The following is a 26,857-nucleotide window of genomic DNA, read 5'->3' on the forward strand; positions in this document are numbered from 1 at the left end:
CACAAGGAGAGGCGTGAGTGAGGCAGTTGCCGAGGATTTTGTTACTGCTGGTCGCGGCAATCATCGTGATTGTCGCGCTGCTGGTCAGCGGATTGCGTCTGGTGATGCCGCATCTCGACAGCTATCGCAGCAACCTTCTGCAATACATCTCCGACAGCAGCGGCGTGCCGGTCAACGCCAGCCAGTTACAGGGTAAATGGGAGAATTTTGGCCCAACCCTGCAGGTTCGCGATCTTAGCGTCGATCTGCATGAGAACGGCAAACTCACTATCAAACGCATCAATCTGGCTCTCGACGTCTGGCAGTCCCTGCTGCACTGGCGGTGGCAGTTTCGCGATCTGACCTTCTGGCAGTTGCACCTCGATACTAATCGCCCGCTGCTGGATAACGACAAAGAGAAAAACAGCTTCCGTCCGGCGCAGATAAACGAACTCTTCCTGCGTCAGTTTGACCACTTTGACCTGCGTGACAGCACCATCCGTTTCCGCACCCCTTCCGGTCAGCATGCTGAGCTGGCGATCCCGCGACTCACCTGGGTCAATGAAGATAACCGCCACCGGGCCGAAGGCGAAGTCAGTCTGTCGAGCTTCACCGGCCAGCACGGCGTGGTCCAGGTGCGGCTTGATCTTAACGACAGCAACGGTTTACTCAATGATGGCCGCATCTGGATGCAGGCCGACGACGTCGATATGCGCCCGTGGCTGGGCCGTTGGGTGCGTGACAATACCCGGCTGGATAGCGCCCGATTTAGCCTGGCGGCCTGGGTTAACCTGCGCGATGGCGACATCTACGCCGGTGATCTGCTGCTGCGCAAGGGCGGAGCCAGCTGGCAGGGCGAGACCGGACGACACCGCATTGAGGTCGATGGGCTGACCGCGCATCTGTCACGTTTCCAGAATGGCTGGGTGGTCAATGTGCCACAAACCCGGCTCAGCACCGACGGCCACGCCTGGCCCGCCGGTCACTTCTCTCTGTTATGGCGTCCTGAAGATAAGCAGATGCTGGGACCGGATGGTCAGCCGGAAGTGCGCGTTCGCGCCACACAGCTGGTGCTGAGTCATATTGCGCCGATCGTTCCGCTGTTTGCGCCGCTCTCTCCGGCGCTGTTTGAAAACTGGCAGACGCTGCAGCCACAGGGCACCATCGATGGCCTGGCGCTGGATATTCCGTTACAGCAGCCTGAAAAAACCCGCGTACAGGTGAAGTGGCGTGATTTCAGCTGGCAGCACTGGAAACTGTTGCCGGGCATCAGCCATTTAAGCGGTGAAGCGCGCGGCAGCCTGAGCAATGGTCAGGTCAGTGTGGATATGGGGGCGGCGACCGTTCCCTATGGCGACATGTTCCAGGCTCCGTTAGAGATTAAGCGGGTGACCGGTGCGCTGCGCTGGCTGAATGATGATCATGGCCTCACGCTGGCGGGCGAAAATCTTGACCTGGAGGCACGCTCGCTCTGGGCGCGCGGCGACTTCAGCTACCAGCAGAATAGCGGCGGTGAGCCTCGTCTGGATATTCTGGCTGGTATCCGGCTTACCGATGCGGGCGATGCCTGGCGTTACTTCCCGGTGCCGCTGTTGGGTAACAGCCTGACGCACTATCTGAGTGGGGCAGTGAAGGGTGGCAAGGTGGACAACGCCACACTGCTGTTTGCCGGTAATCCGGCGCTGTTCCCGTTCAAGCATAATGATGGCATGTTCCAGGTCTGGGTGCCGCTTCGCCAGGCAACCTATGCGTTTCAGCCCAAATGGCCAGCGTTAAGCAATCTCGATATCGACCTTAACTTCCTGAATGACGGTCTCTGGATGAAAGCGCCGGTGGCGAAACTGGGCGAGGTGGACGCGCGCAACGTCACTGCGGTCATCCCCGACTACCTGAAAGAAAAACTGATCATTGAGGGTGATATCAGTGGTGAAGGCCAGCAAATCGCGGACTATTTCGGGCAGACTCCGCTGAAACCTTCACTGGGTGCCGCGCTGGAGCAGCTGGAAATCAAAGGCCGCGTCGGCGGCCACCTGAATCTGGATATCCCGCTGGATGGTGAGCAGGTTCACGCCCGTGGCAATGTGGAGCTGAACAATAATTCGTTGTTTATCAAACCGTTAAAAACCACCATTAACAATCTCTCCGGGCGCTTCCGTTACGACAACGGCAATCTGGCCAGTGAGGATCTGCGTGCGAACTGGTTTGGTCAGCCAATGGGCGTGCGTTTCAGCACCAAAGAGAATCCGGACGACTTTGGCGTGAACGTCAAACTTCAGGGCGACTGGCAGCCCGCTAAAATCAGCCAGCTTCCTGCAGCTGTCAGCAAGCAGCTGGGCGGAAATCTGCCATGGCAGGGCGACGTCAATATTACGCTGCCCCATCATGGCGGGGCGCGTTATGACGTGACGCTGAACGGCAATGCAAAAGAAGTAAGTAGTCACTTACCTGCACCGCTCGATAAGAAAGCCGGTGAGGCGATGCCAGTCGCAATCAAGGCCAGTGGCGACCTGCACCATTTCGATCTCAGTGGCAGCGTCGATGCAAACCATCGCTTTAACAGCCGCTGGTTGCTGGAGCCGACGCTGCGCGTCGATCGTGGCATCTGGCTGAATGATGCGCAGAAAACACCTGCTCTGCCCGATCATCCCGGCATGGTACTGAACCTGCCCGCGCTGGATGGCGAGGCCTGGGTGGCGATGATGGCCGCAGGGGAAGCATCCGGGGGCAGCGAGTCAGGCGGCGGCCTCAAAACGGGTGGCGTCACGCTGCCCGGCAATATCACGCTTCGTAGCCCGGCCGTCACCCTGGCCGGGCAGCAATGGCATGAGGTTGAAGCCACACTGGCTCAGAGTGCGGGCGGCAAGGGCCAGGTCGGCGTCAGGGCTAAAGAGCTGCGTGGTGCGCTGGCAATGGCACCGAAAGCACCGTGGCAGGTGAACCTGGATTACCTTTACTACAATCCGCAGTGGGATAACGGTGAAGGCAAAGGCGGCAAAGCGCCACCTCAAAAAGCCACGAACATTAACTTCAGCCAGTGGCCCGCTTTACAGTTGCGCTGTAAAGAGTGCTGGGTGCTGGGTCAGAAATATGGTCAGGTCTCCGCGATGCTGCAACCCCGCGGAGATACGTTAGCGCTTACTAACGGAAAAGTGGATACTGGCAGCTCACAGCTGAAAATCAACGGGGAATGGGTTAACCGCCCGGACGACCAGCGCACTTCGCTGAAGGGCACGCTGAAAGGCCCGAATATTAATAACGCGACCAACTGGTTTGGGGTCAACACGCCGCTGCGCGATGCGCCATTTGATATTGCGTATGACCTGCACTGGCGCTCTGCCCCCTGGCAGCCCTCGGCAGAGACGCTGAGCGGCACCCTGAAGACCCACTTTGGCAAAGGCCAGATCGCCGATGTGAATACCGGTGCCGCCGGGAAAATTCTGCGGCTGGTGAGTTTTGATGCGCTACTGCGCAAGCTGCGCTTCGACTTCAGCGACACCTTCACCAATTCTTTCTACTTCGACTCGATTAACGGCACCGCCTGGATCGAAAACGGCATGATGCGCACCGATAATCTGCTGGTGGATGGCCTGGAAGCGGACATCGCGATGCAGGGTAATCTCGACCTGGTGAAGCGTCAGATCGACATGGAAGCGGTGGTTGCGCCGGAAATATCCGCCTCGGTCGGTGTGGCGACAGCTTTTGCCATCAATCCGGTAATTGGCGCGGCGGTGTTTGCCGCCAGTAAAGTTCTGGGACCCCTGTGGAACAAGATATCGCTGCTGCGTTATCACATCAGTGGCCCGCTGGATAAACCGGAAATCAATGAAGTGCTGCGTAAACCGCGTGAAACTGACAACAAGTGAATTTGACGCCGTACCGGAATTACCGCAGGCTATGATTATCTGAGCACATAATGAGTGAGAAACGATGACTCTGAACCTGGTAAGTGAGCAGTTACTGACTGCTAACGGCATTAATCAGCAGGACCTATTTTCCCTGTTAGGGCAGCTTTCAGAACGTCGTCTGGATTATGCCGATCTCTATTTTCAGTCCAGCTTTCACGAATCCTGGGTGCTGGAAGACAAAATCATTAAAGATGGCTCCTACCATATCGATCAGGGTGTGGGCGTGCGTGCGGTCAGCGGGGAGAAAACCGGCTTCGCCTATGCAGACCAGATCACGCTGAATGCACTGCGTCTCTCCTCTGAAGCCGCACGCAGCATCGTACGCGAACAGGGAAATGGCAAGGCACACACGCTTTCTGCCGTGATGAACCGTTCGCTCTATCAGGCTATCGATCCGCTGAGCAGCCTGACACGTGAAGACAAAATTGCCCTGCTGCATCGCGTTGATAAAGTGGCTCGTGCTGCTGATCCGCGCGTGCAGGAAGTCAATGCCAGCCTGACCGGCGTTTACGAGCAGGTATTGGTAGCCGCGACTGACGGCACGCTGGCGGCAGATGTCCGTCCGCTGGTTCGCCTCTCTATTAGTGTCCAGGTGGAAGATCAGGGCAAACGTGAACGCGGCGCCAGCGGCGGCGGTGCGCGTACCGGTTATGCGTTTTTCCTGGCAGATGAAGATGGCGAAGTCCGCGCTGACGCCTGGGCGCGTGAAGCAGTGCGTATGGCGCTGGTGAATCTCTCCGCCGTGGCCGCACCTGCTGGTGCGTTGCCAGTGGTACTGGGTGCGGGCTGGCCGGGCGTGCTGCTGCATGAAGCGGTCGGTCACGGTCTGGAAGGCGACTTCAATCGCCGTGGCACCTCGGTGTTCAGCGGTAAAATTGGTCAGCAGGTTGCGTCTGACCTCTGTACCGTGGTGGATGACGGCACCCTTGAAGGGCTGCGCGGTTCACTGGCAGTAGATGATGAGGGCGTTCCCGGTCAGTACAACATGCTGATTGAGAATGGTGTGCTGAAAGGCTACATGCAGGACAAGCTGAATGCGCGACTGATGGGGGTTAGCCCTACCGGTAATGGACGTCGTGAATCCTACGCGCATCTGCCGATGCCGCGCATGACCAACACCTATATGCTGGCAGGCAAGTCATCGCCGCAGGATATTATTGAAAGCGTTGAGTATGGCCTCTATGCGCCGAACTTTGGTGGCGGTCAGGTGGATATCACCTCCGGCAAATTTGTCTTCTCAACCTCAGAGGCTTATCTGATTGAGAACGGCAAAATCACCAAACCAGTTAAAGGCGCAACGCTGATTGGTTCCGGCATTGAAGCGATGCAGCAGATCTCGATGGTAGGTAATGACCTGGCGCTGGATAAAGGCGTCGGCGTCTGTGGTAAAGAGGGACAGAGCCTGCCGGTCGGTGTCGGTCAGCCGACCCTGAAGCTGAATAAACTGACCATCGGCGGCACCGCCTGATGTGACCCCAACAACCCGCCGCCTGGCGGGTTGTCAGAATGCTGACAAATCCATAGCCGGATGAACCTGGCAGCAATGCAATAGCTGAAAGCGCAGGGAACACGGGCAGAGGAGGAAAGCGTCCCGCGCCACGGATGGCGCGGGCCGAGCGTGTCAGGGATGACGGATTTTGCGTCTTTCCGATCTGACCGTGTTCCCTTCGCTGGCTGGGTCTTACAGCTGGTCGGGACAGATGTTGTCAACAATCTATTGTTAGCTTTTACGATGCTGCTGATACTGTTCAGCCACCTGTTCAAAATAGCCGGTCAGATAATCGATACAGACCTGCACCTTAAGCGGTAACTTATCCTTCTCGGTATAGAGCGCGTAGACCGGGCGCGGATCGGACTGATACTGCGGAAACAGAATATCGATCTCGCCTGCGGTGATCTCATCAATCACCCACATCATCGGCACATAGGCGATGCCATTGCCCGACTTCAGCCAGCGAATCAGCGTCAGGGAATCATTGGTCACAAAACGCCCCTGCGGTGCCAGGCGTGTCACTAATCCTTCCGGCGCAATCAGTTCGAAATTGTTGTCGGGCCGTACGCTATATTCCAGCCAGGAAAAATTATCGATATCACCCGGCTTCTCCGGCGTACCATGCTGCGCCAGATAGCTTTTTGCGGCGCACACCACCATCGGCATCGCACCCAGGCGACGCGAAAACAAGCTGGAATCTTTTAACGCTCCCACCCGAATCACCAGATCCAGACCATCCGCGATCAGATCCGGGGCCGGAACGCCGGTGACCAGATTCACACTCAGCCCCGGATATTCCCGCAGCATATCGCTGGTCATGCCGGCTAACACGTTCTGCGCCATGGTAGAGGAGCTGCCAATTCGCAGTACGCCAATGGGCGTATTGTTAAAAGCGTAAAGCTGTTCATGCACCTGCGTCGCTTCGGCCAGCATACGGCGGCAGCCCTGATAATAGATTTTGCCCGCTTCGGTCAGCCCGATACTGCGGGTACTGCGATTCAGCAGTTTTACCTGCAATGCATCTTCCAGTTTCGCGACGATCTGGCTGATTGATGAGACGCTCAGATGAAGCTGACGCGCCGCAGCGGTAAACGAACCCAGTTCGACCACTTTAGCGAAGACAGACATGCCTTTCAGTCGTTCCATTATTTACTCTGACTTAAAAGTGATTTAGATCACATTCTGTAGAAAACTTATAGTCAGGCGCGTTATTATAAGCGCGCCGGGGTATTTCCCGGTGATTCTTCATTGCCTGATACCCTTCGATGATACGCTATTATTAAGCCAGCTGCGGTTCGGATAACGTTTCCAGAGGGTTTTCCTGCGACATCTGAAGAGGCATGAGTATCCCGGCAAGGTCGAACTAAGGATTTGTGATGAGTGTGCTTCCGGTATTTGTCATGTTTGGGCTCTCTTTTCCGCCCATTTTCATCGAACTTATTATTTCACTGATGCTGTTCTGGTTAGTGAAACGCGTGCTTACGCCGAGCGGTATCTACGATCTTGTCTGGCATCCGGCACTTTTTAATACAGCGCTTTACTGCTGTGTGTTTTACCTTGTCTCCCGTTTATTAGTCTGAGGTTTAAGTGAAAGCACTCATAAGAAAAATCGCGCGCTACGCGATTACTATCCTGCTGGTCATCATCGCAGTGGTCATTATTTTCCGTGCCTGGGTCTTCTATACCGAATCGCCCTGGACCCGTGATGCGCGTTTCGCCGCTGATGTGGTGGCGATCTCCCCTGACGTCACCGGCCTGATTACCGAGGTTCCGGTACACGACAACCAACTGGTGAAGAAGGGCGATACGCTGTTTGTGGTTGACCGGCCGCGCTATCAAAAAGCGCTCGATCAGGCGCAGGCGGATGTTGAATATTACCAGGCACTGGTCAGTGAGAAACGTCGCGAAGCCGGGCGCCGTAACCAGCTGGGTACCTCCGCCATGTCGCGCGAGGCTATCGAGCAATCCAATAACGATCTGCAAACCAGCGAGCACCAGTTGGCGAAATCGGTGGCGACACGCGATCTGGCGAAGATTGACCTTGAGCGCACCACGGTGAAAGCGCCATCCGATGGCTGGGTCACCAACCTGAATGTCTACCAGGGTGAGTTTATTACCCGTGGTTCGGTTGCCGTGGCGCTGGTTCAGCAGCACTCTTTCTATGTGCTGGCTTACCTGGAAGAGACCAAACTGCACGGCGTGGAGAAGGGCTTCCGCGCGGAAGTCACCCCACTTGGCAGCAACATCGTGTTGCGTGGCACCGTAGACAGTGTGGCGGCTGGCGTCACCAACAGTAGCAGCTCGGTCGACAGCAAAGGCATGGCCACGGTAGATTCCAATCTGGAGTGGGTCCGTCTGGCGCAGCGTGTGCCGGTGCGCATCCGGCTTGATCAGCAGCCCGGCAATCGCTTCCCGGCGGGCACGACAGCGACAGTGGTGATCACCGGTCAGGCCGATCGTCAGCCTGAACAGGTTTCCCCGATGGTCCGACTGTTTAATCGCCTGCGTGAGTTTGGTTAAGAGGGCGATATGATCGAGTTCCTGCGGTTCCCGGTAAAGCTCACCTTTGCGCTGGTATTAGCGCTGATGGTGGGTTTTCACTTTAACCTTGAAACGCCGCGCTGGGCGGTGATGACCGCCGGTATCGTGGCCGGCGGCACCGCGTTTGCGGCCGGGGGTGACCCCTATTCAGGGGCGCTGCGCTATCGCGGCGTTTTGCGTATTATCGGGACATTTATTGGCTGTATCGCCGCGCTGACCATCATGATTGCCACCGTGCGTGCACCGGTCGTGATGCTGCTGCTGTGCTGCATCTGGGCAGGACTCTGCGTCTGGCTCTCTTCGCTGATCAAGGTAGAAAACTCTTACGCGCTCGGACTGGCGGGCTACACCGCGCTGATTATTGTGGTGACGGCTAATGCCAGCGGCGGTCTGACGCTGGTGCCACAATATGCGGTAGAGCGCTGCAGTGAAATCGTACTCGGCATCCTGTGCGCCATTCTGGCCGACATGATTTTCTCACCCCGTTCGATTAAAAAAGTGATCGACGCTGAGGTCGATTCGCTGCTGGTAGCACACTATAACCTGCTGCAACTCTGCGTCGCTCACGGTGATAAAGAAGAGGTCGACAAGGCCTGGAGCGCGCTGGTAAGGCGCACCACGGCATTGAACAGCATGCGCAGCCAGCTGATGATGGAATCCTCACGCTGGAAGAACAGCAATCGCCGTTTGCAGATGCTCAATACGCTGTCACTGACGCTGATTACACAGGCAGCCGAAACCTTTCTGATCCAGAATTCCCGTCCTGATTACATTCCGCCCCAGTATCGTCTGATGGTTGAAAAACCAGCCTCGACCGTTGAAGAGGTGCATAAGCGGATGAAAGTGATGCGGCGGGTGATTGGTGCCAGCGGCAAATCAACGCCGGTCACGCTGGCCAGCTGGGTAGGCACTGCTACCGAATATCTGCTGCTACTGAAAGGGATCAAAAGCAACAGCCGGATCACCTCGCTGGAAGAGGAGATTCTGCAGCGCGAAGTGGTGATCCAGGCGCGTTCCGCTGAAACGCATCATGCGATGATCAACGGTATCCGTACCTTTGTGGCGACCGCGCTGGGTTCGCTGTTCTGGCTCTATACCGGCTGGACCTCTGGCAGTGGCTGCATGGTCATGCTGGCTGTCATCACCGCGCTGGCGATGCGCATGCCCAACCCGCTGATGATGGCAAAGGACTTTCTCTACGGCATGACGGTCGCGGTTCCGCTGGGCGCGCTCTACTTTATGTATGTTCTCCCGGCGACGCAGCAGAGCGCACTGCTGCTCTGCATCGCAATCGGCCTGCTCGGTTTTATCGGTGGTATCTTCATTCAGCGGCGTCAGCTCGGCACGCTCGGGGCGTTGATTGGCACCCTTAACGTTCTGGTGCTGGATAATCCGATGGAATTCCACATTAACGTCTTTCTCGATAACGTTCTGGGCCAGGTCATCGGCTGCTTCGTGGCGATGATGGTGATCCTGCTGATTCGTGATAAATCAAAAGCGCGCACCGGCCGCAAGCTGCTGAACCGCTTTATGTATGCGGCTGTCTCTGCCATGACGACCAATCAGGCGCGCCGGCGTGAAAACCATCTGCCAGCGCTCTATCAGCAACTGTTTCTGCTGCTGAACCTGTTTCCGGGCGATATCAACAAATATCGCATCGCCCTGACGCTGATCATCGGTCATCAGCGGTTACGCGACGCAGAAGTGCCGGTGAATGCCGATCTCTCTGCTTATCACCGGCAGTTGCGTTACACCGCTGACCGGGTGATCTCCGCCAGCAGCGATGACAAGCGGCGTTACTACTTTGAACGTCTGCTGAAAGAGCTGGATGTCTATCAGGAAAAACTGGCCCATTACGAGGCTCCCGCCAGCGTAACGGAACCGGTAAAACGACTGGCTATGATGCTGGATAAGTACCAGAACACGCTCATCCAAATCTGAATCTGGCCGCTGTGACCTGCAGCGGCCTGCGCAATCCCCACCCATCACAAAATCTGTCGCTTTTGCCAACTATACTCTCCAGACGGAAGAGCAAAACTGACAGGAGCGAATCAATGAAATCACTGCAAGAGAGCGAACTGTTCCGGACCGGTTATTTAGCGGACGGTCAGTGGCATCAGGCGGCTTCTACCTTTGACGTGACCAATCCGGCGACCGGTGAGGTGATTGCACAGGTGGCAAAAGCGGGTAAAGCTGAAACGGAACAGGCTATCGCCGCAGCGGAGCGCGCATTTCCCGCCTGGCGGGCGCAGACTGCAAAAGCGCGCGCTGAAATTCTCACTCGCTGGTACCAGCTGATCATTGAGAACAAGCGCTGGCTGGGACAGCTGATGACGACCGAACAGGGCAAGCCCCTAAAAGAGGCGGAAGGGGAAGTAGAATACGCCGCCAGTTTTATTCAGTGGTTCGCCGAGCAGGCGAAACGGACCAATGGTGAGATTATTCCGCCAGCTAAACCCGGCTCCCGTATTCTGGCAACCCGCGAACCGATTGGCGTTGTGGCCGCCATTACGCCGTGGAATTTCCCGATGGCGATGCTGACCCGCAAACTGGGGCCAGCTCTGGCTGCCGGCTGCACCGGCATTATTAAACCTGCCAATAACACGCCACTCTCCGCCTTTGCCCTGCTGGCGCTGGCGAAGGAGGCAGGCGTGCCTGATGGTGTACTGAATGCGGTAGCCGGTGATACCCATGCTATCAGCGATGCCATCATGGCCAGCAAAGCGGTGCGTAAAATCTCGTTCACCGGCTCCACCCAGGTGGGCAAGCTGCTGATGCGCAATGCTGCCGAAACCATGAAAAAAGTGTCGATGGAGCTGGGGGGTAATGCCCCTTATATCGTGTTTGACGATGCCGACATTGATGCCGCCGTACAGGGCGCCATTGCCAACAAATTCCGTAATGCGGGCCAGGTGTGCGTCAGCGTAAACCGCTTCTACATTCACAATGCTATCTATGATCGTTTTACTCAGCAGCTGGCTACCGAAGTGAACAAGCTGAAGGTGGGCAACGGCATGGAAGAGGGCGTGATTGTCGGGCCATTGATTGAGGCATCGGCGGTGGAAAAGGTTGAGCAGCACGTCAATGATGCGGTAGCAAAAGGTGGCAAATTACTGGCGGGTGGCGAGCGACATGCGCTGGGTGGCAACTTCTGGCAGCCCACTGTGATTACTGAGGCGCACGAAGGGATGCAGCTCGCGCAGGAGGAGACCTTTGGTCCGGTGGCTGCCTGTTTCCGCTTTGATGATGAAGATGACGTCATCCGCCGCGCTAACGATACGCCGTTCGGCCTTGCCGCATACTTTTACACCCAGAATCTGCAGCGGGTGTTCCGTGTTTCAGCCGCGCTGGAAAGCGGCATGATCGGCATTAATGAATGTGCCGTATCAACCGAGCTGGCGCCGTTTGGTGGTGTGAAAGAGTCGGGGCTGGGCCGCGAAGGTTCGGTACTCGGCATGGAAGAGTATCTGGAGGTCAAAGCGCTGCACCTGGGCGGTTTGAGCTAGCGGACAGTAACGGGCGGCGAAGGTCGCCCGCAGACGGAGCATGGGAGCCGTCAGCATGAAAATCGAGCGTTTTGATTTTAATGAAATTGTCGATCAGGCCCATTTCTTCCGCCAGTTCAGCGAGCGATTTGCGCTGGAGGAGCGCCGCATCTGCGATCTGGATGGATTATGGGATGTGGTGACGGGCGATCTGTTACCGCTGCCGCTGGAGATTGAGTTTGTTAATCTGGGCAGGGGACAGCGACGGCGTTATGGCGCGCTGATTCTGTTATTTGATGAAGCGGAAGAGGAGCTGGAAGGTCAGCTTCACTTTAATGTCAGATAAAACGTCAGATGAAAAAAGGCCCCGGCGAGCGGGGCCAAAGGGTTCGTCATACATCTGACGAGGAATTATTTATAAAGCTGTGCGGTGATGTGATAGTTATCACCGGTGCGCGCCTCAATAACTTTATAGGCGCTGGCACCCTGTTCATCCGCTTTCTGAGAAAGCTCAGCGCGGTAATCCATTGGCGATCCCGCGGTTCCACTGATGGTCACGGTGCCCGCAGGCTGCAGGTTCTGCGTCTGATCGCCGGTGACCAGCTGTGCGGCTGATGCGCCGAACGCCATAACGGAAAGCAGACTGACTGTAGCGATGGTTGTTTTGATATTCATGATTATCTCCTCAATACATTCAACAACCTGCGGTTACTCGTAAAGGCGGGTCGTCGATATCTTCTGACGCCCTTCAGGCGTCATCACGGTTAATTATTTATAAAGCTCAGCGGTGACATGCCAGGTGTTATCCTGGTTGTTTTCGATGATGCGATAGTGGCTTGCGCCCTGGGCATCCGCTTTCTCTGACAGCACCTGACGGATATGTGTCTGGTCGCCATTTCGTCCACCAATGCTGATGGTCTGATTCATTGGCTGCAGACCCTGTGCCTGTTCATTGGATACCAGGCTGGCGGCGTTAGCACCCACTGAGAACAGGGATGCCAGACTCAGTGCAGCGATAGCTAATTTCATTTTCATGGTCAACTCTCCTGAAATTTCTGCTTCAGCTCTCCGGAGCGCAAAAGGGCGCGTCAGACAGAGAGCAGATGGCATTATCGGTTACGCCTTAGTTATACAGTGCGGCGGTAGCGTGATAGTTGCCGTTGTTGTATGCCTCAATCACGCGATAGGCTTTTGCGCCCTGCTGATCGGCTTTGTCGCTGAGTTTCTGTTTGATATCCATCGGTGAACCCGCCACGCCGCTGACACTGATGGTGCCGACAGCCTGCAGATTCTGCGCCTGTGACGCATCAATAGATTCTGCTGCCACAGCACCAAATGAGAGTGCGGAGAGAATGCTCAGGGTAGCAATGGTAGTTTTTACGTTCATAGATTTTTCCTCGTCGTCTATTTTTATCTTTTTATTTAGTGTGATTTGCATCACGAAAAGAAGTATAGAACTAATAACGTCAGAAATTAATACCCCGCTAATAATGTTTTTTTGTGATTCTTTATCCTTATGGCTACTTTTAATAACTTAACGTTATAAAAAAAGGATGAAAAGTAACCTTTAAGCCACTTTTAATTGCAAAAACAGTGAGATAGATCACTTTAACTTTTAGTGCGAAAGTCGGGGGTGTATCGGGCTGGAGTTTGATCTGGATCCGGGCAATGGTGCCGGTTCAGTGATGTAAAGCAGTGTAAAATAGCGCATAAAGTGAAGCAGAGTTATCGATCTGACCAACAGCCGGGCGTGTAAAAGCAGGCTTATTACTTATCCAGAGCGGGTAACTGTCGTGGAAAGGGGTGAGCAGAGAGAACGAACTGACGAACTGACGCATGATGGCCGGTCGTCAGTCCGCGATCAGAGTTCCTGTTCAAACAGGGTGAGGATGGCACCGTGCAGCTGCTTAACGGTGAAGTCACGCGCGCGGGTAATAAAGATTGTGTCATCACCCGCGATGGTACCCAGAATCCCGTGCGACTTACCCAGTGAATCCAGCATACGTGCAATCAGCTGTGCTGCGCCGGGACTGGTATGAATCACTACCAGGGCATCGTTGTAGTCGATATCCAGTACCAGGTTTTTTAACGGGCTGGTGGTGGTCGGCACACCCAGCTCAGCGGGCAGGCAATAGACCATCTCCATCCTGGCATTCCGGGTGCGCACTGCGCCAAACTTGGTCAGCATTCGCGAGACTTTGGACTGATTGATATTTTCAAAGCCCTCGTCCTGAAGCGCCTGAACAATTTCGCCCTGGGAACTGAATTTTTCTTCTTTTAATAAGGCTTTGAAAGCCTTAACCAGATCGTCTTGTTTCGATGGGTTTCGCATAGGTTACCAATAAATAGAGAGAATAACCGCGCATCCGCCCGCGGCAGAGTGGTGATTATGCATTTATATGCATTTTTATGCAATCGTTCGATTGATGAGCAGCGTCCGGGCGGCTAGCGGGCGGGGATAATAGCAAATAAATCCGCTCAGACCAAAACACGCGTCACAGCCCCGGAAGGCGAAGGTTGCAAAGTTGTTATATTATTGGTGGTGTAGTAACAGAAAACGCACGTAGCCGTTCTCTGTCTGACGACGGCAAAGTTGTCGGTCATTCAGGTGCAATGATAAGTAACTTTTGAATCCGGAGATTAAGTGTGAAAACACGTAGAATTAACAACGGATATTTATCATCGCCTGAGCAGTTGATTAAGGTCTGACACAGATAGAATTTCGGCCCATCTCTGCCCCACCTTAATAAGGAGTTAAGAATGAAAGTTGCCGTTCTCGGTGCCGCTGGCGGCATAGGCCAGGCGCTCGCACTTCTGCTCAAAACCCAGCTTCCCGCAGGTTCAGAACTCTCGCTGTATGACATTGCGCCGGTTACGCCGGGTGTTGCCGTTGATCTCAGCCATATTCCTACCGCAGTGGCTATTCAGGGATTCAGTGGAGAAGACGCCACGCCTGCCTTACAGGGTGCCGATGTGGTACTGATTTCCGCGGGTGTCGCACGTAAGCCCGGTATGGATCGCGCCGACCTGTTTAACGTTAACGCAGGCATCGTCCGTAACCTGATCGAACAGGTTGCCACAACGGCACCTAAAGCGTTGATTGGTGTCATCACCAACCCGGTCAATACCACCGTGGCCATTGCGGCAGAAGTGCTGAAAAAGCACGGTGTTTACGACAAAAATCGGCTGTTCGGCGTGACCACGCTGGATATCATTCGCGCCAATACTTTTGTGGCTGCATTGAAAGGCAAGCAGCCTGACCAGGTGGAAGTCCCGGTCATTGGTGGCCACTCTGGCGTAACCATTCTGCCGCTGCTGTCGCAGGTTAAAGGCGTCAGCTTCAGCGATCAGGAAGTGGCCGATCTGACCAAACGCATCCAGAACGCCGGCACCGAAGTGGTGGAAGCCAAAGCGGGTGGCGGCTCGGCCACGCTGTCGATGGGCCAGGCAGCCGCACGTTTCGGTTTGTCACTGGTACGCGCGCTGAAGGGTGAAGCTAATGTGGTGGAGTGTGCTTACGTAGAAGGCGAGGGTGAACATGCGCGCTTCTTCTCCCAGCCGCTGCTGCTGGGTAAAAACGGTGTGGCTGAACGCAGGCCGATTGGTACCCTCAGCGCTTACGAACAGCAGGCGCTGTCAGGCATGCTGGATACGCTGAAGAAAGATATCGCCCAGGGCGAAGAGTTCGTTAAACAGTAACTGACGGCTCAGACTTGCAAAACGCCCGGCTTTGCCGGGCGTTTTGCATTACAGTCCGCCAGACTTATAGGCGCGGGCAGCGGGTGTGCCGTTGCTGGCAGGCAGCTTCTTACCCAGGGTTTCCATACGCATCTGGAACGGCGGGAACGGCATCTCAATACCGTGCTGATCAAATCCGCTCAGAATCAACTGATGCAGTTCGTGACGCAGCGGCATACGGTGTCCCATCTCAGCAGCATGCACACGAAGTTCAAATAACTGAATTCCCTGCTGCAGATCGACCAGGAAGGCTTCCGGTTGCGGCGTGTCCAGGACATAGCTGCAGCGCTCAGCCGCCTGGATCAGAATGGTGGTTACCTGTTCACTGCTGACTTTCGCCGGAGCCGGAATGGTGAGCACCACGCGCGTCACGGAATCGGACAGCGACCAGTTAATAAACTGCTCGGTGATAAAGGCCTTGTTTGGCACGATGATCTCTTTGCGGTCCCAGTCGGTAATGGTGGTCGCGCGGGTATTAATTCGCGTGATACTGCCGGTCAGGTCGCGGATCGTCACGGTATCGCCGATACGAATCGGCTTTTCGAACAGGATAATCAGACCTGAGATAAAGTTGGCAAAAATCTCCTGCAAACCAAACCCCAGTCCCACACCCAGCGCGGCAACCAGCCACTGCAGCTTCGACCACTCAATACCAATCATTGAGAAACCAATCAGCGCGCCAATCAACAGCAGCAGATATTTGGTCAGTGTGGTGATGGCGTAACCCGTACCTGGCGTCAGATTAAGATGCTGCAACAGCGCCAGCTCAAGCAGCGCGGGCATATTGCGCACCAGCTGGGTGGTGATAATAAACACCAGAATGGCGATCAGCACTGACCCCAGGGTGATGGGCTGAATCGACTCTACGCCCTGCACTGAGGTACTGACGTCCCACAGCTGAATATTCTCCAGGAAGCCAAAGGCCGAATGGATTTCTGACCACAGCACAATCACGGAGACCAGGGCGATAAGCATCAGGATAGAGCGAACCAGCCGCAGCGACTGCGCACTGATCGCATCCAGGTCAATTACCGGCTCTTCAATTTCAATCGCATCAGTGTTCAGAGAGCCTTGCTCCTTCTCCTCTTCACTGCGCGCACGGTTAGCCAGCATATCGGCACGACGCTGACGGGCGCGATCAAAGCCAAGACGGCGACGCTGAATCAGCATCCAGCGCCGGATAATGTGATAGATAACCAGCAGCAGGAACCAGATGGCGACAGAGGTTTCCAGTCGCGCCAGCAGCGCCTGCGCGGTAGCCAGATAACCCACAGCGGAGGCGAGGGCAGCCATCAGCGGCATGGCGATCATCAGGTTCCACAGCATCCGGTTCACCATGTTCTCGCCATTTCCCTCTTTATCGAGATAGAGCGGAATCCCGGAACGCTTCAGGCTGACGGTGACAATGCTGATTGCCCCGCAGATCAGGATGAAACAGAGACGACCCAGCGACGAGGAGAACTGCCGATCTTCCAGATTACCAAAGGCGATCAGCAACATAATCAGCGGCACAATTAATCCGATGCTCAGCGAGTAGTAGCGCATGGCGCGCGCCACCCGGTTTTGCGGCCAGCGGAAATGCACAATGAACAGGCCGTTAGGACGGGCAAAGGCAGCGCTGATCATAAATGCCCACAGCAGCGGCAGCGTGGCGGTAATGCCATCACCAATCGCTACGGCGATAGGGTAGGGCCAGGCGTTCTGCAGGCCATAACCCAGCGCACCCCATAACACCGGCAGCGGCAGCGCCACCAGGATCGACCAGAACAGGGTACGGATAGTCAGGCGGAAACGATCCTGCGTGACCTTGCCGACTTTGCTGGCGGAACGGTCAAGGAAAGCATTGAAGTGGCGGCGCGAACTGATGCTGAAGCCGACCAGCAGCAACGCACCAATAATCGGCAGCACCGAGTTGCGGCTGGTAAACATCATCGCCATCGCTTTGCCGAGCTGACCCAGCGTATCCAGCGACAGCAGACGGGAAAGATCTTTGGCCAGATCCAGCGGATAACTCAAACCAATCGGGTTAACGTCGGCGGTCCAGAACAGATAGCGGTGCGTCGCCTCTTTGACTTCCGTCAGCGCATCCTGCAACTGCGTGTTGCCAACCTTGAGCTTGGTGATCTCCAGAATCAGCGTGTCACAGCCGGAGATCAGCGAATTGAGCAGTTCCCTCTGAGTGCGTAGCTGCGCATCAAGAATACGCTTCTGGTCTGCGGTGAAGGGCTGACCATCGGCCTGCCGTCCCTTGCGCAGCGCCTCCTGGCGCTCCAGCAGATCTTCATAATTGAGACGCTGCACGCGAAGCTGTGCCATCTCATTATCAATCTGCTGCGACTTGGGCATCTCCGGCAGACGCGCGACCTGCGCCCGTAGCGCTTCGCCCAGCAGATTAGAGGCACCCAGCCACTGCGACTGTTCACGCAGGGTAGAGAGCGCCTGACGGACCTGAATAATCTGGTTGGTGGCCAGTCGCTGTTGCGACGCCACCAGATCCATGCGCTGCGCCTGCTGATTCAGGGCAACCGAGAGTTCGCGGTTAACCCGAAACTGATCGCTGATCTCTGGCGGAAGATCGCCACTGTTTTCTGCCAGTTGCTCGGTGCGGGCCAGCGCGACTTCGGCTTCACGTTGCCGCTGATCGTTGAGCTGGTTGCGCAGCGCCTGAAGATAGTTATCGAGCTGAGTCGCTTTGCGCTGGTGGGCTTCAGCCCGCATCCGCGCCAGTTCCTGACGGTTGTTGGCAGAGAGCTGTGCCAGCTCAAGTTCATCGACCAGCGCTTTATTCGCGGCGCTTTCCGCCTGGCGAGCCGCCAGCTGCAACTGCCCCTGTGGCGAACTGCTGCTGACGCTCTGCAAACGGCGTTCACTCTCCGTCATCGCCCGGCGTGCTTCCGTCTGCTGCTGCGGCAGTTGCGACAGCGAATCACTGATTTCCCGCGCCCGATCCTGCTCCTGCCGTGCCTGACGCCCCTCTTCCAGCTGCTGGCTGCTGACCTGCAGGATCTCTTGATCCAGCTCGGCGCTGCTCATGTTGTTGCGCACGGTTTTCCCGCTGTCACTCAGCGCGGCGATCTGCTGACGCAGTTCGCGCGCCAGACGCGGAAAATCATCAATAACCTGCTGATATTGCGCCGCGCGCTCCAGCGATTCATCGCGTTCAGAGAGAAAGTTTAAGGCGGCTTCAATCGTCTGGATCTGTTCAGCCTGCGAGGGTGAACTTTTGGCCGATTTTATCTCTTCCAGCTGCTGTTTGAGCTGGCTGGCATCAGGAAGGCTGGCCGCGAAGGCCGGGCTGCTGAGCCACAGGCTCAGCAGCAGGAGGAGAATCGAACGCACAGAGGACACTCAATTTAATCGACGATGACGTCGGAAATGTCTGTCGCGACCGGCAGCGCAATCGCCAGCGGTTGACCCAGACGGGTTTTGCTTTCTGCTTCCAGGCTTTCAGCCAGTTTGACGCGGCCAGGTGCGAACAGATTGATGACGGTAGAGCCAAGCTTAAAGCGGCCCATTTCCTGGCCTTTCAACAGCACCACGGCGCTTTCATCATCCGCTGCCGGATAGTGCCAGCGCTTGATCACGCCTTCACGCGGTGGCGTGATGGTGCCAGCCCAGACGGTTTCGATGCTGCCGACAATGGTGGCACCCACCAGGATCTGCATCATCGGCCCGATATCGGTTTCGAAGTAGCAGATGACGCGCTCGTTACGGGCGAACAGGTTGGGAATATTACGCGCGGTCAGCGGGTTGACGGAGTAGAGGTCGCCAGGCACATAAATCATCTCACGCAGGATGCCGTTGCACGGCATATGGACGCGGTGATAATCACGGGGCGCCAGATAGGTGGTGACAAACTCGCCATCAACAAATTGGGCCGCCATCCGCTCATCACCCGCCAGCAGGGCGTCAATGGTGTAGTGATGACCTTTAGCCTGGAAAATCTGATCGCCATCAATGTGGCCGAGCTGGCTGATAGCGCCATCCGCGGGCAGGGCGATGAGATTGGCATCGGCATCCACCGGACGCGCATCGTCTTTCAGCGGACGAACGAAAAAGTCATTAAAGGTGCGATAGCTGGCGGTATCGGGCTTACGCGCTTCCGCCATGTCGACTTTGTAAAACCAGACAAAGATGTCAATGACCAGTTTGGTCAACCAACCACCGCGGCGACTGGCGCCCCAACCGGCAAGTTCAGTCAGCCATTTCTTCGGGAGAATATGATTCAAGCCGAGTTTTAAACGATCAAACACCTTAGCCTCCTGGCTATTTTATGACGTTGTAAAAAAGGGGGCGGATTGTAGCAGCGCCCCGTTCAGATGGCGACTATACCCGAATTCCGGCACGCTGCACGGTCTGGACGCGCGACTGGAATGCACCTCGCAAAATGCCCCGGCTTATCCGTTCAGACGCGGTTATACCGATTAACTTTCACCATCAGGGAAATTTTTACGCGTTTTTACCTGCGCCATGCTCTCCAGGATACGGTGGTAGTTATCAAAACGGGACCTGTTGATTTTGCCCTGTTCGACCGCTTCGCGAATGGCACAGCCGGGATCGCTGCCGTGTTTACAATCGCGGAATTTGCAATCGCCAAGGAATGCGCGGAATTCGACAAATCCGCGGGTAATTTGTTCCGGCTCAAGATGCCATAAACCGAACTCACGCACGCCAGGTGAATCGATCACATCGCCGCCGTCCGGGAAGTGATAAAGGCGCGATGCGGTGGTGGTGTGCTGGCCTAAGCCTGAGCCATCCGAAACCTCGTTAGTCAGAATAGCGACCTGCTCTTCTTTGTCGAAGCCGAGCAGGGCATTCAGCAGACTCGATTTGCCGACGCCAGACTGACCGGCAAAGATACTGATGCGGTCGGTCAGCGCCGCTTTCAGGTCGTCCATGCCGTTTTTCGCCCGACTGGAGACCATGACCACGCGATAGCCAATATTGCGATAGATATCCATCTGCTTATCGACAAAGGCGCGCGCCTTGTCATCCAGCAGATCGGTTTTGTTCAGTACCAGCAACGGTTCAATATCCAGCGTTTCGCTGGCAACCAGATAGCGGTCGATGATGTTTAACGACAGTTCAGGCAGGATTGCGGAGACGACGATGATCTGGTCGATATTCGCCGCCATCGGCTTCACGCCGTCGTAAAAATCGGGGCGGGTTAATACGCTGGTGCGCTCATGCACCGCTTCAACAATACCTTTGTTGCCGCTGGTTGCCGGACGCCACAGCACCCGGTCGCCGGTGACCAGCGAACGAATGGTACGGCGGATATTGCAGCGGTGGGCGACGCCTGCGCTATCCTCAACATCAGCGTGCATGCCAAAACGGCTGACAACGACCCCATCTGCAGCTTCACCAAACAGGTTGTCATCCGCTTCCGGACGCTCTCTGCGTTGGTTGAGACGGCGATCGTGGTTAGCGCTTACGCGGCGTTGTTGGCCCTTCGACAGTTTATTTTTACTCACTCACCCTCACAGCGTTAGCCAGATTTCGCCCGGCTGGGCAAAACGTCTATGATACACCTTATTCATCGTAAATGACGACTACAGCAACCGCAGGAAACAGCATGGCTACTGGAAATGAACAGAATCTGATCTGGATTGATCTTGAGATGACCGGACTTGATCCGACGCACGATCGCATTATTGAAATTGCGACCCTGGTGACTGACGCCAACCTGAACATTCTGGCGGAAGGGCCGGTCATGGCCGTTCATCAGTCCGATGCGCAGCTGGCGCTGATGGATGAGTGGAATGTCCGCACTCATACCAACAGCGGTCTGGTTGCGCGGGTGAAGGAGAGTCAGATTGACGATCGTGCAGCAGAGCTGGCGACCATTGAGTTCCTGAAACAGTGGGTTCCGGCGAACACCTCGCCTATCTGCGGCAACAGCATCGGGCAGGATCGTCGTTTCCTGTTTAAGTATATGCCTGAGCTGGAAGCGTACTTCCACTATCGTTATCTGGATGTCAGTACCCTGAAAGAGCTGGCTCGTCGCTGGAAACCCGATATCCTTCCTGGCTTCAAAAAAGGGGGGACGCACCAGGCTCTGGATGATATCCGTGAGTCCGTGGCGGAGCTGGCGTACTACCGCGAACACTTTTTGCAGCTTTAATCGGCGACGGGTGCGCATGAAATCACCAGGTTGCTGATTTAATCAGCAAACGCGCTGAAAGCGAAAATTTTTGCTTTCAGACGCTTGCAGCAGCAACGATTTCTCGTATAATGCGCACCCCGTACCGGTGAAGAATTTATTAACGGTACAAGGCGCGGGAATAGCTCAGTTGGTAGAGCACGACCTTGCCAAGGTCGGGGTCGCGAGTTCGAGTCTCGTTTCCCGCTCCAGTTTTAAAATGTAAGCAGTACCCTCTTTGCGGGAATAGCTCAGTTGGTAGAGCACGACCTTGCCAAGGTCGGGGTCGCGAGTTCGAGTCTCGTTTCCCGCTCCAGTTTTATTTAGCAGTGCCCTTCTATGCGGGAATAGCTCAGTTGGTAGAGCACGACCTTGCCAAGGTCGGGGTCGCGAGTTCGAGTCTCGTTTCCCGCTCCAGATTTAACATCACCCTCATTTCAGTCCGTTAGCCGACTGTTTTACGTCGCGTGATTTTGATTGTTTCATGAAGGTTATCCACAGCACTGCACCCCATCATCTGCGCCTGTTACGGCGATCTGTAAATGGCTTTTGAACAGAGTTATCCACAATCTTGCAGGTTAACCGAAGCGATAGCCTCATTATTAAATAAACACAACTTTTATATAAGTTGTTGATATTTATCATTATGAAAATATTTCAATTTGTTATTTAACAGCAAAATCAGCGTTGTTGCAGTTGAATGACAACAGCTTTTTATTTTTATTCACAGCATGTGGAAAACGATAATTCGCGATCAAGCTGTTCAATCACGCATCACGCGGTAAACCCTTCTCTACTGCACGAACCAGGCGCTTCTGCTGGGCAGGTTGCACTTCAACCACGAGTTGCTCGCGTTTCTGCTGCTGCTGCGTGATTGCCCACAGAATATGTTCATCCAGCAGGTCACTTTCACCGAGTCGTTGTTCCAGTACCTGAACGATTTCGGGCGACCAGGGCGCGTTACCCAGCGCCACTGCAATATTACGCAGCCAGCGTAAATGACCAATGCGGCGAATCGCTGAGCCTTCAGTGATGCGTAAAAACTTCGCTTCATCCCATTGAAACAGATCGATCAGCTCAGGGGCGTGTAGCGCCGCTCGCGGTGAAAAATCGCTTTCGTCACTGAGTTGTCCATAGCGATTCCATGGACAGATCAGCTGGCAGTCATCACAGCCATATATCCGGTTGCCCATCAGCGGGCGAAACTCTTCCGGGATCGCGCCTTCCAGCTCAATGGTGAGATAGGAAATACAGCGCCTGGCATCCACGACGTAGGGCTCAACGATCGCGCTGGTAGGGCAGATGGTCATGCAGGCGACACAGCGGCCACACTGCTCCTGCTGCGGTGTATCTATCGGCAGCGGAATATCGATCAGCAGTTCGCCGAGGAAAAACCATGAGCCTGCTTCCCGATTCAGTATCAGCGAATGTTTGCCGGTCCAGCCGAGTCCCGCTTTGGCTGCCAGCGGCCGCTCAAGCAGCGGGGCCGAATCCACAAACGGGCGAAAATTAAGCTCGCCACAATGCTGCTGGATCATTTCTCCGAGCTTTTTCAGTCGATTGCGCAATACTTTGTGGTAATCACGACCTAATGCATAACGGCTGACATAGCCCAGTTGGGGATTTTTCAACGTGCTGGCAAAGGCGGCTTTGGCCGGAAGGTAGTTCATGCGAACGCTGATAACGCGCAGCGTGCCGGGCAGCAGTTCATGAGGACGCGCCCGCATCATGCCGTGTCGCGCCATCCACTCCATCTCGCCATGATACTGCTTATCCAGCCACGCCTGCAGGCGCGGCTCTTCCGCACTGAGATCGGTATCGGTGATGCCGACCTGCTGAAAGCCGAGATCCAATCCCCACTGTTTAATCTGTTGTGCGAATTGATGAAGATCGAGAGGGTATGACATGGGTAACCAGGATTCGAAGAAAAACAGCCGCAGTTTACCATATTCTGTCTGGCCTGCGCAGGCTGTGGCCCAGCTTGAGCAACAGGGGGCCGATGCGCTCGGCATTACGCTGTATGAGCTGATGCTGCGTGCCGGACAGGCCGCTTACGAGCATCTGACTGCGCACTGGCCAGAGGCCAGCCACTGGCTGATTCTGTGTGGTCACGGCAACAACGGTGGCGATGGTTATGTGCTGGCGCGACTGGGACAGGTGGCGGGCAAAACCGTTACGCTGCTGGCGTGCGAAAGTAAAAAAGCGTTGCCGGAAGAGGCGCAGCGTGCACGGGACGCGTGGCTGGATGCGGGCGGTGAAATTCATGCGGCCGATGCGGTCTGGCCAGAGCAGATCGATGTGATTGTGGATGCGCTGCTGGGAACCGGCAGTCATCGTGCGCCCGAAGAACCCTATGCCACGCTGATCCAGCGGGCAAACGCCCATGCGGCGCCGAAACTGGCCATTGATATGCCTTCCGGCTTATCAGCCCGCAATGGCACCGCGCCCGGTGAGGTAATCAATGCCAGCCATACGCTGAGTGTGGTCGCTCTTAAACCGGGCCAGATCACCGGCAAAGCACGAGATTACATCGGAGAGCTTTACTATGCCGATCTCGGCCTGGCCGCTTTTCTGGCGGGCGAAGGGGCTCCCATCGCGCGTTATGATGCCAGCGCATTAACCCGCTGGCTCAAGCCGCGCAAACCAACCTCGCACAAGGGCAGTCACGGCCGGCTGCTGGTAGTGGGGGGCGATGCCGGTACCGCTGGCGCGGTACGGATGACGGCAGAAGCGGCGTTGCGCAGCGGTAGTGGGTTAGTGCGAGTACTTACTCACAAAGATAATATTATTCCGATCCTGACCGCCCGGCCCGAAATTATGGTCGATGAACTGACCGATGAGCGCCTGACGGAGGCGCTGGAGTGGGCCGATGTCATTGCGATAGGGCCCGGTCTGGGTCAGCGCGACTGGGGAAAGCGTGCGCTGAAGCAGGTCGCGAGCAGTGAAAAGCCGATGCTTTGGGACGCGGATGCACTTAACCTGCTGGCAATCAGTGCGGAGAAACGTCAGAATCGCATTATTACGCCGCATCCTGGTGAAGCGGCGCGTTTGCTGAATACCGAGACCAGTGAAATTGAGAGTGACCGCTTACATGCAGCGCAGACATTGGCGCAGCGTTATGGCGGCGTAGTGGTACTGAAAGGTGCCGGTACGCTGATTGCCAGCGAGCAGGGTGAAATGGCCTTTGCTGACGTGGGCAATGCCGGTATGGCCTCCGGCGGTATGGGCGATCTCCTGAGTGGAATCATCGCCTCGCTGGTGGGCCAGAAACTGACGCTGTTTGATGCGGCCTGCGCTGGCTGCGTTGCACATGGTGCCGCGGCTGATGCGGTCGCTGCGCAACGTGGTACGCGCGGTATGCTGGCAACTGATTTACTGGATCTGCTGTGGCAGTTTGTTAATCCTGAGATGAATAAAGAAGCATGAAGACCTGTGTTATCTCTTTGCCCGATGAGGCGGCTACGCTCAGTTTGGGCGCTCAGCTGGCGCGCGCCTGTGGCAGCGCGGCAGTGATTTATCTCTATGGCGATCTGGGGGCGGGTAAAACCACCTTCAGCCGCGGCTTTCTGCAGGCGCTGGGCCATCAGGGCAACGTCAAAAGCCCTACTTACACCCTGGTTGAGCCTTACACGCTGGACGACCGTACACTTTATCACTTCGACCTCTATCGTCTTGCCGATCCTGAAGAGCTTGAATTCATGGGCATCCGCGACTATTTCAGCGGCGATGCTATCTGCCTGGTTGAATGGCCGCAGCAGGGCGCCGGTTTTCTGCCGCCGCCCGATCTCACGCTGACGCTGCGTTACGTGGGTGAGGCGCGTGAAGCGGAACTGACGGCACAATCCTCGTCGGGCCAGCAATGGCTTGAACAATTTGGTCAGGGCAGGGATCAGGCATGATGTCACGGATGAAAATAGCGCTGGTGACACTGTTGCTGCTGGTCTGTACACCCCTTTTTGCTGCCACCCTGTCGGATATCAAAGTCGCTAATGGCGACAGCCAGGCAACCATCACCCTGAACTTTGCCGGACAGCCTGTCTATGGCTTCTTCCCGCTGCGCAATCCTGACCGTGTGGTGCTTGATGTGCGCCAGAGCGGCGTGGTTCAGGGGCTGCCGTTAAATTTCAGCGGCGAAAACATCGTAAAGCGAATTCGCACCAGCACCCCTAAAGATAAACAGAGCGTGCGGCTGGTGTTTGAGCTGACGCAGGCGGGTAAAACCCGGGCGGTCACCCAGCGCAATGGCAACAGCTACAGCGTGGTCTTCACCATTACCGGTAAGCCACCTGCTGTTACGCGCAGTGTGCCTGCGCCGGTAACGGCCCCGACACGCGTGCCCACCCAGAGTGCCGCAGCGGCTAACCCCTTTAATTCGAATCCGGTGACGTCCGTGACCAGCACAGCCAGCACCGTGAGTCCTGGCCGGGCCGTCAGCCAGAATGATACCGTGATTGTGGCGATTGATGCCGGACATGGCGGTCAGGATCCCGGCGCTATCGGGCAGCGCGGACTGAAAGAGAAGAACGTCACGATCGCGATTGCACGTAAACTGCGGGTGTTGCTGAATAACGATCCGATGTTCAAAGGCGTCCTGACGCGTGATGGCGACTATTTTATCTCGGTTATGGGCCGTTCCGACGTGGCGCGTAAAGCCAACGCCAACGTGCTGGTTTCAATTCATGCTGACGCCGCGCCGAGCCATGCGGCGACCGGTGCATCGGTCTGGGTATTATCAAACCGCCGGGCCAATAACGAGATGGCTAACTGGCTGGAGCAGAAAGAGAAACAGTCTGAGCTGCTGGGCGGCGCAGGTGACCTGCTGGCCAACAGTCAGGCCGACCCCTACCTCAGCCAGGCGGTACTTGACCTGCAATTCGGTCACTCGCAGCGGGTCGGTTATGACATCGCCCAGAAAGTGTTGCAGCAGATGCGTAGCGTGACGTCGCTGCATAAACGTCTGCCTGAGCATGCCAGTCTTGGCGTGCTGCGTTCACCCGATATTCCTTCTTTGCTGGTGGAAACCGGCTTTATCAGTAATTCCTCGGAGGAGCGACTGCTTGGCAGTAGCGCACACCAGGATAAGATTGCGCAGTCGATCTATAAAGGTCTGCGCACTTATTTCCTGGCGCACCCGCTGCAATCCATCCCAAAGGAGGAAAACCGGCCGCTGGGCTCGTCGCCAGCGGTTAACGTCGCCAGCAACCCGGCGACCGGGGTGACGCAATATACCGGCGTAACTCAGCGCCATACGGTTACGCGCGGTGAGACACTCTCCGGGATTGCCGCGAAGTATGGCGTCAGCATGTCGACACTGCGTGAAATGAACACCCTGAAGCGGGATGTGGTATGGGTCGGACAGCGGTTGAAAGTGCCGGCCAGTGCGGCCGCCAGCCGCACCACGCGCGCCACGCCACGCGGCATTGTGCGTCATAAAGTGGTTGTGGGGGATTCACTGACCGGCATTGCCGCACATTATGGCGTCAGCCCGAAAGCGATAATGCAGACCAATAATCTGAAATCGACCAACGTCATGTTGGGGCAGAACCTGAAAATCCCTGCATCCTGATTGTTTGCC

The 26,857-nt window shown here is 55.9% G+C and carries 21 protein-coding genes and 3 tRNA genes; 15 read left to right on the top strand and 9 right to left on the bottom strand.

What is annotated here, in order from left to right; translation table 11 throughout:
• Positions 1–17 precede the first annotated feature (17 nt).
• Together yhdP and tldD are read left to right on the top strand one after the other, a co-directional pair.
• The gene (gene yhdP / locus OK412_RS19965; protein WP_264353472.1) at positions 18–3,842 is read left to right on the top strand and encodes an AsmA2 domain-containing protein YhdP; all 3,825 of its coding nucleotides are present in this window, start codon (positions 18–20) and stop codon (positions 3,840–3,842) included.
• Positions 3,843–3,906: 64 nt separating this feature from the next.
• Complete coding sequence (gene tldD, locus OK412_RS19970) at positions 3,907–5,352, top strand: metalloprotease TldD (RefSeq protein ID WP_060681163.1); 1,446 nt, start codon at positions 3,907–3,909, stop codon at positions 5,350–5,352.
• Positions 5,353–5,604: 252 nt separating this feature from the next.
• Here tldD and aaeR read toward each other — a convergent pair whose 3' ends face one another.
• Positions 5,605–6,522, bottom strand: coding sequence for an HTH-type transcriptional activator AaeR (gene aaeR / locus OK412_RS19975; RefSeq protein ID WP_010256055.1), 918 nt, complete (start codon positions 6,520–6,522; stop codon positions 5,605–5,607).
• A 230-nt stretch (positions 6,523–6,752) separates the two neighbouring features.
• Here aaeR and aaeX point away from each other — a divergent pair, with 230 nt between their 5' ends.
• From aaeX to OK412_RS20000, 5 genes are all read left to right on the top strand, one after another.
• Positions 6,753–6,956, top strand: a complete 204-nt coding sequence (gene aaeX / locus OK412_RS19980; protein WP_010256058.1) for a p-hydroxybenzoic acid efflux pump operon protein AaeX — start codon at positions 6,753–6,755, stop codon at positions 6,954–6,956.
• A gap of 7 nt (positions 6,957–6,963) precedes the next feature.
• The gene (gene aaeA / locus OK412_RS19985) at positions 6,964–7,896 is read left to right on the top strand and encodes a p-hydroxybenzoic acid efflux pump subunit AaeA (RefSeq protein ID WP_010256061.1); all 933 of its coding nucleotides are present in this window, start codon (positions 6,964–6,966) and stop codon (positions 7,894–7,896) included.
• Positions 7,897–7,905: 9 nt separating this feature from the next.
• On the top strand, positions 7,906–9,858 hold the full coding sequence (gene aaeB / locus OK412_RS19990; protein ID WP_010256064.1) for a p-hydroxybenzoic acid efflux pump subunit AaeB: 1,953 nt from the start codon (positions 7,906–7,908) through the stop codon (positions 9,856–9,858).
• A 113-nt stretch (positions 9,859–9,971) separates the two neighbouring features.
• Entirely contained in the window at positions 9,972–11,423 is a 1,452-nt protein-coding gene (locus OK412_RS19995; RefSeq protein ID WP_010699815.1) for an NAD-dependent succinate-semialdehyde dehydrogenase, read from the top strand.
• 55 nt (positions 11,424–11,478) lie between these two features.
• Entirely contained in the window at positions 11,479–11,748 is a 270-nt protein-coding gene (locus OK412_RS20000) for a hypothetical protein (RefSeq protein WP_010256069.1), read from the top strand.
• Positions 11,749–11,813: 65 nt separating this feature from the next.
• Here the strand turns inward: OK412_RS20000 and yhcN (OK412_RS20005) are convergent, their stop codons facing one another.
• From yhcN (OK412_RS20005) to argR, 4 genes are all read right to left on the bottom strand, one after another.
• Positions 11,814–12,077 (bottom strand): peroxide/acid stress response protein YhcN, encoded by a 264-nt coding sequence (gene yhcN / locus OK412_RS20005; protein WP_010256072.1) that lies wholly within the window; start codon positions 12,075–12,077, stop codon positions 11,814–11,816.
• Positions 12,078–12,170: 93 nt separating this feature from the next.
• The gene (locus OK412_RS20010) at positions 12,171–12,437 is read right to left on the bottom strand and encodes a YdgH/BhsA/McbA-like domain containing protein (protein WP_010256074.1); all 267 of its coding nucleotides are present in this window, start codon (positions 12,435–12,437) and stop codon (positions 12,171–12,173) included.
• Between the two features lie 88 nt (positions 12,438–12,525).
• Positions 12,526–12,789 (bottom strand): peroxide/acid stress response protein YhcN, encoded by a 264-nt coding sequence (gene yhcN / locus OK412_RS20015; protein WP_022623941.1) that lies wholly within the window; start codon positions 12,787–12,789, stop codon positions 12,526–12,528.
• Positions 12,790–13,263: 474 nt separating this feature from the next.
• Positions 13,264–13,734 carry a transcriptional regulator ArgR gene (gene argR, locus OK412_RS20020; RefSeq protein WP_010256080.1) on the bottom strand — a complete coding sequence of 157 codons (471 nt, stop codon included), beginning with the start codon at positions 13,732–13,734 and terminating at the stop codon, positions 13,264–13,266.
• Between the two features lie 428 nt (positions 13,735–14,162).
• On the opposite strand from argR, the gene mdh reads away from it, so the two are divergent.
• Complete coding sequence (gene mdh / locus OK412_RS20025; RefSeq protein ID WP_010699812.1) at positions 14,163–15,101, top strand: malate dehydrogenase; 939 nt, start codon at positions 14,163–14,165, stop codon at positions 15,099–15,101.
• A gap of 48 nt (positions 15,102–15,149) precedes the next feature.
• Here mdh and mscM read toward each other — a convergent pair whose 3' ends face one another.
• From mscM to rsgA, 3 genes are all read right to left on the bottom strand, one after another.
• Positions 15,150–18,479, bottom strand: coding sequence for a miniconductance mechanosensitive channel MscM (gene mscM / locus OK412_RS20030; protein WP_264353473.1), 3,330 nt, complete (start codon positions 18,477–18,479; stop codon positions 15,150–15,152).
• A 14-nt stretch (positions 18,480–18,493) separates the two neighbouring features.
• Positions 18,494–19,393 (bottom strand): archaetidylserine decarboxylase, encoded by a 900-nt coding sequence (gene asd / locus OK412_RS20035; RefSeq protein WP_264353474.1) that lies wholly within the window; start codon positions 19,391–19,393, stop codon positions 18,494–18,496.
• A 171-nt stretch (positions 19,394–19,564) separates the two neighbouring features.
• On the bottom strand, positions 19,565–20,614 hold the full coding sequence (rsgA, locus tag OK412_RS20040) for a small ribosomal subunit biogenesis GTPase RsgA (RefSeq protein WP_010256092.1): 1,050 nt from the start codon (positions 20,612–20,614) through the stop codon (positions 19,565–19,567).
• Positions 20,615–20,715: 101 nt separating this feature from the next.
• On the opposite strand from rsgA, the gene orn reads away from it, so the two are divergent.
• The 4 genes from orn (at position 20,716) to OK412_RS20060 (ending at position 21,699) form a co-directional block, all read left to right on the top strand.
• Positions 20,716–21,264 carry an oligoribonuclease gene (orn, locus tag OK412_RS20045; RefSeq protein ID WP_010256094.1) on the top strand — a complete coding sequence of 183 codons (549 nt, stop codon included), beginning with the start codon at positions 20,716–20,718 and terminating at the stop codon, positions 21,262–21,264.
• A gap of 154 nt (positions 21,265–21,418) precedes the next feature.
• Positions 21,419–21,494: transfer RNA gene (locus OK412_RS20050), tRNA-Gly, on the top strand.
• Between the two features lie 28 nt (positions 21,495–21,522).
• Positions 21,523–21,598 (top strand) — tRNA-Gly (locus OK412_RS20055).
• 25 nt (positions 21,599–21,623) lie between these two features.
• Positions 21,624–21,699, top strand: a tRNA-Gly gene (locus OK412_RS20060).
• 350 nt (positions 21,700–22,049) lie between these two features.
• On the opposite strand, the gene queG is transcribed toward OK412_RS20060, so the two are convergent.
• Positions 22,050–23,189 (bottom strand): tRNA epoxyqueuosine(34) reductase QueG, encoded by a 1,140-nt coding sequence (queG, locus tag OK412_RS20065; RefSeq protein ID WP_010256097.1) that lies wholly within the window; start codon positions 23,187–23,189, stop codon positions 22,050–22,052.
• Here queG and nnr point away from each other — a divergent pair.
• From nnr to amiB, 3 genes are read left to right on the top strand one after another with little or no spacing between them, the layout of a single operon-like run.
• The gene (gene nnr / locus OK412_RS20070) at positions 23,188–24,708 is read left to right on the top strand and encodes a bifunctional ADP-dependent NAD(P)H-hydrate dehydratase/NAD(P)H-hydrate epimerase (RefSeq protein ID WP_264353475.1); all 1,521 of its coding nucleotides are present in this window, start codon (positions 23,188–23,190) and stop codon (positions 24,706–24,708) included. The genes queG and nnr overlap by 2 nt on opposite strands.
• Positions 24,705–25,181, top strand: coding sequence for a tRNA (adenosine(37)-N6)-threonylcarbamoyltransferase complex ATPase subunit type 1 TsaE (tsaE, locus tag OK412_RS20075; protein WP_010256103.1), 477 nt, complete (start codon positions 24,705–24,707; stop codon positions 25,179–25,181). Before nnr ends, tsaE begins: the two co-directional genes overlap by 4 nt.
• Entirely contained in the window at positions 25,178–26,848 is a 1,671-nt protein-coding gene (gene amiB / locus OK412_RS20080; protein WP_022623938.1) for an N-acetylmuramoyl-L-alanine amidase AmiB, read from the top strand. The genes tsaE and amiB overlap by 4 nt, the downstream gene beginning before the upstream one ends.
• The last annotated feature ends 9 nt before the right edge of the window (positions 26,849–26,857 follow it).

This window comes from Pantoea sp. JV6 (assembly GCF_025910055.1).
Lineage (GTDB): Bacteria > Pseudomonadota > Gammaproteobacteria > Enterobacterales > Enterobacteriaceae > Pantoea > Pantoea agglomerans.

Bases quoted from the DNA above. Each gene is read 5' to 3' on its own strand.
- aaeB (WP_010256064.1), top strand. From the start codon at position 7,906: ATGATCGAGTTCCTGCGGTTCCCGGTAAAGCTCACCTTTGCGCTGGTA.
- aaeX (WP_010256058.1), top strand. From the start codon at position 6,753: ATGAGTGTGCTTCCGGTATTTGTCATGTTTGGGCTCTCTTTTCCGCCC.
- queG (WP_010256097.1), bottom strand. From the start codon at position 23,189: ATGTCATACCCTCTCGATCTTCATCAATTCGCACAACAGATTAAACAG.
- tsaE (WP_010256103.1), top strand. From the start codon at position 24,705: ATGAAGACCTGTGTTATCTCTTTGCCCGATGAGGCGGCTACGCTCAGT.
- tldD (WP_060681163.1), top strand. From the start codon at position 3,907: ATGACTCTGAACCTGGTAAGTGAGCAGTTACTGACTGCTAACGGCATT.
- yhcN (WP_022623941.1), bottom strand. From the start codon at position 12,789: ATGAACGTAAAAACTACCATTGCTACCCTGAGCATTCTCTCCGCACTC.
- OK412_RS20010 (WP_010256074.1), bottom strand. From the start codon at position 12,437: ATGAAAATGAAATTAGCTATCGCTGCACTGAGTCTGGCATCCCTGTTC.
- argR (WP_010256080.1), bottom strand. From the start codon at position 13,734: ATGCGAAACCCATCGAAACAAGACGATCTGGTTAAGGCTTTCAAAGCC.
- mdh (WP_010699812.1), top strand. From the start codon at position 14,163: ATGAAAGTTGCCGTTCTCGGTGCCGCTGGCGGCATAGGCCAGGCGCTC.
- aaeR (WP_010256055.1), bottom strand. From the start codon at position 6,522: ATGGAACGACTGAAAGGCATGTCTGTCTTCGCTAAAGTGGTCGAACTG.
- orn (WP_010256094.1), top strand. From the start codon at position 20,716: ATGGCTACTGGAAATGAACAGAATCTGATCTGGATTGATCTTGAGATG.
- OK412_RS19995 (WP_010699815.1), top strand. From the start codon at position 9,972: ATGAAATCACTGCAAGAGAGCGAACTGTTCCGGACCGGTTATTTAGCG.
- nnr (WP_264353475.1), top strand. From the start codon at position 23,188: ATGGGTAACCAGGATTCGAAGAAAAACAGCCGCAGTTTACCATATTCT.
- yhcN (WP_010256072.1), bottom strand. From the start codon at position 12,077: ATGAATATCAAAACAACCATCGCTACAGTCAGTCTGCTTTCCGTTATG.
- OK412_RS20000 (WP_010256069.1), top strand. From the start codon at position 11,479: ATGAAAATCGAGCGTTTTGATTTTAATGAAATTGTCGATCAGGCCCAT.
- amiB (WP_022623938.1), top strand. From the start codon at position 25,178: ATGATGTCACGGATGAAAATAGCGCTGGTGACACTGTTGCTGCTGGTC.